The sequence below is a fragment of the Cronbergia sp. UHCC 0137 genome (genome assembly GCF_034932285.1).
Classification (GTDB): Bacteria; Cyanobacteriota; Cyanobacteriia; order Cyanobacteriales; family Nostocaceae; genus Cronbergia.
In genome coordinates this window covers 1-3,964 of the sequence record NZ_JAYGHC010000051.1, presented here as the reverse complement: position 1 = coordinate 3,964, position 3,964 = coordinate 1, and the positions used below count along the sequence as shown (strand labels likewise).

The following is a 3,964-nucleotide window of genomic DNA, read 5'->3' as shown; positions in this document are numbered from 1 at the left end:
TCCTGAATCCTGACTTCTGACTCCTAGCCCTAACGAAAAGACTTTTATGCCTTACGGCACGCTACGCGAACAGCAACCCCTAATTATTTTTGCTATTTTAAACATGAAAATGTAATATAGTTCCAAAATAAATTAACCTAACTGACAACTCATGGATTCTTTATCTATTCATTCCCTGCTTGAAGACCTGAAAAGTTCTGATGCTATAGTCCGTCAGCAAGCGACAAGAAGAATTTGGCAGATTTGGTTTCAGCAAAAAGGAATATATGGGCTAGAAAAAATTGATTATAGTCAAAAATTACTAGATGCGGGAGAAATCTCCACAGCAGAACAACTACTCTCCCAACTTATAGAAGAACAACCAGACTTTTCCGAAGCTTGGAATCGACGTGCTTTTCTCTACTACAGTACAGGCAATTATGAAAGATCACTAGCTGACTGTCAGATGGTGATTAAATTAAATCCTGTTCATTTTGGCGCATTACATGGCATGGGTTTATGCTATGCCGCACTAGGAAAATATCGTCAAGCAATCCAATCCTTTCAAAACGCCTTAGCAATTCAGCCTTACTCACTCTTGAATCAAAAATTGATCCTTGAATGTACACTTAAACTTACTTAAAAGACACCCAAACTCAATTTAACTCCTTTCCTGTGGTGTCCTGAGAACCGACTGTAGTGATGATTGGTTCACAGGATGTCCCCGGACGTACATTAATATTTTACAATTATATCAAATGGTAAAGCGATTGCTGTCTTAACTCCATAACCAAATAGCGATCGCATTTCATTCTACCTAGATCAAAGAGCTATACCTTCGGTAAACTACCCCTAACGCACTTCCATTATCTTAAAATAAGCTTCTAAATTGTTAAAGGTTTACCACTCAGCGCTTGCGCTATCGCTCTCCTACCCCCCTGAACGGTTACCATTCCTCTGCGGTTAGTTAATCCAGATAATTTATGTTTTGGAAGCCCCTTAGATTAATTCAGGTGCGTCAGAACTTGAAAATTAGTGATTTTAGTCTAAATTATTCCATTTGACACACCCTACTCAATGCTCAATTTATCAGGGGAAAGTCATTCTAACTTGATACTTCAGACATTTCAATCACACGGCCTTCATAGTCTTTAACCAAGAAACTTAAAGGTTTATGATTGCGAATTTTCAGTTTTAAACCCCGTGTTTCAACTCGCATTAAAATCAAATCTAAACATTCTCTGTCAAAACAGACATGACGCTGTTGATTTTTATTGCCCAAACTTGCACCTGTAATGACGTGTAACTGGCAATTTTTCTTCAACTGATACCACATCCCATCATTGACATGATTCATGGCTTTGTTAGACCAACTGGGACTGGTGGACATATAAAGGGGATCAATCCCTGTCGCGCCTATGGTTTGCTCGTAGTTGTAATAATAGTGTAAGGGTACTTCTGCTGCGGGCAAATCTAACAACCCTTCATACAACTGTCGCGCAATCTCTAAATCAGACACCATGAGAGTATAAACCTTGGGGGCGCTGGTGAGAAACATCCACATAGCGCCAGCATAGGCCGCCAACAGCATGATCATAATCCCTTGGGTGGAGAATAGGCTATCCAAGGGTAGGGAGGGCAAAAAAGAGCCTAAAGTAAGGGGACTAGGTAGGAAGGGCATCAAATTAGCTGCTATAACCATGAATAAAACAAATATTGTATAAGTGAACAGCTTTTAGTATTGTCAATCAAGACTAACTCAAAGTCTTTTTTCTAGTCTATCAATAGTCCATTAGTCTGAACTCTCAGTTTTAAACTAAGCGACTTGAGGATATATCATCGGGTTAACTCTAAGATAACCATGCTCTAGTATATTTTAACAATTGTTTACCAACAAGCTTGTGCAAATCCCTCACTTTCCCGAAGCTAATCACCCTTTAGTTAAGTCGCTGTTTCATCACAGCGATCAGGAACTACTGAACTTATTTCAGCGATATCCAGACGATGGTAGGTATTTTACGGTGATATTTTGCCGTTATAGTCCTATAGTCTACACCTTGATTCGCCATTCAGCGCGATCGCCAGTCCAAGCCGATTATCTTTTTGCTCTCACTTGGCGACATATCTATTATCAACTGGGCGGTCTGGATTTAAACAACCCCAAAATAGCACAGGAAGCTTTAACCCTGCAAAACTGGTTAATCAACATTACAGCCATTTCGATTAACGAAATTGAACTTCCTCCTACGGAAGCTATTCATTATTCTCTCACCGCTACTTCCCCGCCGTTATGGTGTTATGTAGAATTGGCTTTAGATCAATTATCACCTTTATTGCGGTTAATTGTCTTGATGGCGCAAACATTCCACTGGAGTGAAACCAGAATTGCAGCCTATCTCCAAGCTGAGGGAGAAAATATTTCACCAACGGAGGTAGCAAGTTTTCTCCAAGAAGGTTATCGTATACTAGAAGACAAATTACCTGCGGATATTCGCGCGATTTACTTAGGTGAGGATTTCGCCGAGTCGTAGGTTAAGGGTAAATGCGAATATGCTTTGTCTTAGACCTTTTAATTAAAGTGAAAATTTCAGGGGGTAGGTGTGATGAAACAGAAGCATTTTTCAAAATATACCATGCTGGTTTTAGTGCAAGTTGGGTTGGTGTTTAGTTGTTTACTGATGCCAAAAACAGTAAATGCCATTGATATTACAAAACAACTCCAGCGTCCTTTAAATAATACTGCTAACCGACCATTAAGAGAAGAAGCAGATAGATTGTTACGGCTAGGTGAGCAACAATATAATTCTGGATTCTTTGATAAAACACTGAGCTCAGGATTGCAAGCCTTAGAGATTTATCATTCAATTGGTGATCTCAAAGCCCAGGGGTTAACCTATGATTTATTAGCCAGCACTTATATTGAATTAGGGGATATTAAAAATGCTGAAAATGCCTTACGTCGAAGAATAGCGATCGCTCTTGACAATCAAGATATTCAAACCCAAATTTTCGCCCTCAATAATCTTGGTACTTTTTTGCTGCAAACAGGAGAAACTAAAGCTGCTGGGAAAGTTGTTACAGATGCCTTAGCAATTGCTCGCAAAGTCGAAAACATCGAAGGACAAGGACTTTCATTAAGCAATCTCGGTCTAGTAGCTACTAGATTAGGTGATTATCCCCAAGCAATTAAATTATCGGAAACTGCCTTAATTTTTCGCCGTCAAATTGGTAATGTAAGCGGAGAAATTAACACTCTTAATAATTTAGGAGATGCCTATTTAGCCATAGGTGACTATCAAAATACAATTGGGGCGTATGGTATAGCCATGCGATTAGCTAAACTCAATTTTGATCGTCCTAATCAATTAAGAGCAATTGACGGTTTAGTAAATGCCCATAGTGCCGTAAATCGCTATGAAAGAGTCACAGAATTATTACAACAGCGTCTCCAAATAGCCAATTTTTTAAAGAGTCCTCCCGAACAATTAAAATCTCTTGCTTCCTATGGTAGATTTTATGAGCGACTAGGCAAATATCAACAAGCACGAAACTTTTATCTCAAAGCAGTTTCACTAGCTAAAGAAATACAAGACAATAAACAAGAAGTACAACTGTTGAATAGTTTAAATAATTTACAGGGAAGGTAATCTTCTATATTTAGTGTAGGGTGGGCAATGCCCACCGCATCAGAGTTTTGATTGATTTACTTTTTTGAGGGGGGATAAAGTTATGCAAATGTAGGATTAAGGTACCCGATAAACTAGGGAAACAACTTTTAGAAATGCCTAATATGCAGTTATTTATTCAAAACGCTGTTAAGAAAATGTTGTTAGAAGAGCAACAAAAACATTCACCTCAATTGTTATAGCGGTATGCACTTGGGTGAGATACATCATAAGCCCCCTCCTCGCTTGCGGGGAGGGGGTTGGGGGTGGGGTTCTTGTATTTGACTTAACCGAGAACCGCTATAATTAATCTATTTAAT

At 38.9% G+C, this 3,964-nt stretch carries 4 protein-coding genes; 3 read left to right on the top strand and 1 reads right to left on the bottom strand.

Going from position 1 to position 3,964, the window contains the following annotated elements:
* The first annotated feature begins 151 nt into the window (after window positions 1–151).
* Window positions 152–622, top strand: a complete 471-nt coding sequence (locus VB711_RS20790; RefSeq protein WP_323288194.1) for a tetratricopeptide repeat protein — start codon at window positions 152–154, stop codon at window positions 620–622.
* A gap of 462 nt (window positions 623–1,084) precedes the next feature.
* Here the strand turns inward: VB711_RS20790 and VB711_RS20785 are convergent, their stop codons facing one another.
* A complete protein-coding gene (locus VB711_RS20785) occupies window positions 1,085–1,681 on the bottom strand; it encodes a glyoxalase-like domain protein (protein ID WP_323288193.1) in 597 nt (198 codons plus the stop codon).
* Window positions 1,682–1,880: 199 nt separating this feature from the next.
* Between VB711_RS20785 and VB711_RS20780 the strand changes: the two genes are divergently transcribed.
* Both VB711_RS20780 and VB711_RS20775 read left to right on the top strand, forming a co-directional pair.
* Complete coding sequence (locus VB711_RS20780; protein WP_323288192.1) at window positions 1,881–2,510, top strand: sigma-70 family RNA polymerase sigma factor; 630 nt, start codon at window positions 1,881–1,883, stop codon at window positions 2,508–2,510.
* A 72-nt stretch (window positions 2,511–2,582) separates the two neighbouring features.
* On the top strand, window positions 2,583–3,626 hold the full coding sequence (locus VB711_RS20775) for a tetratricopeptide repeat protein (RefSeq protein ID WP_323288191.1): 1,044 nt from the start codon (window positions 2,583–2,585) through the stop codon (window positions 3,624–3,626).
* Window positions 3,627–3,964 lie beyond the last annotated feature (338 nt).

Bases quoted from the DNA above. Each gene is read 5' to 3' on its own strand.
- VB711_RS20790 (WP_323288194.1), top strand. From the start codon at position 152: ATGGATTCTTTATCTATTCATTCCCTGCTTGAAGACCTGAAAAGTTCT.
- VB711_RS20785 (WP_323288193.1), bottom strand. From the start codon at position 1,681: ATGGTTATAGCAGCTAATTTGATGCCCTTCCTACCTAGTCCCCTTACT.
- VB711_RS20775 (WP_323288191.1), top strand. From the start codon at position 2,583: ATGAAACAGAAGCATTTTTCAAAATATACCATGCTGGTTTTAGTGCAA.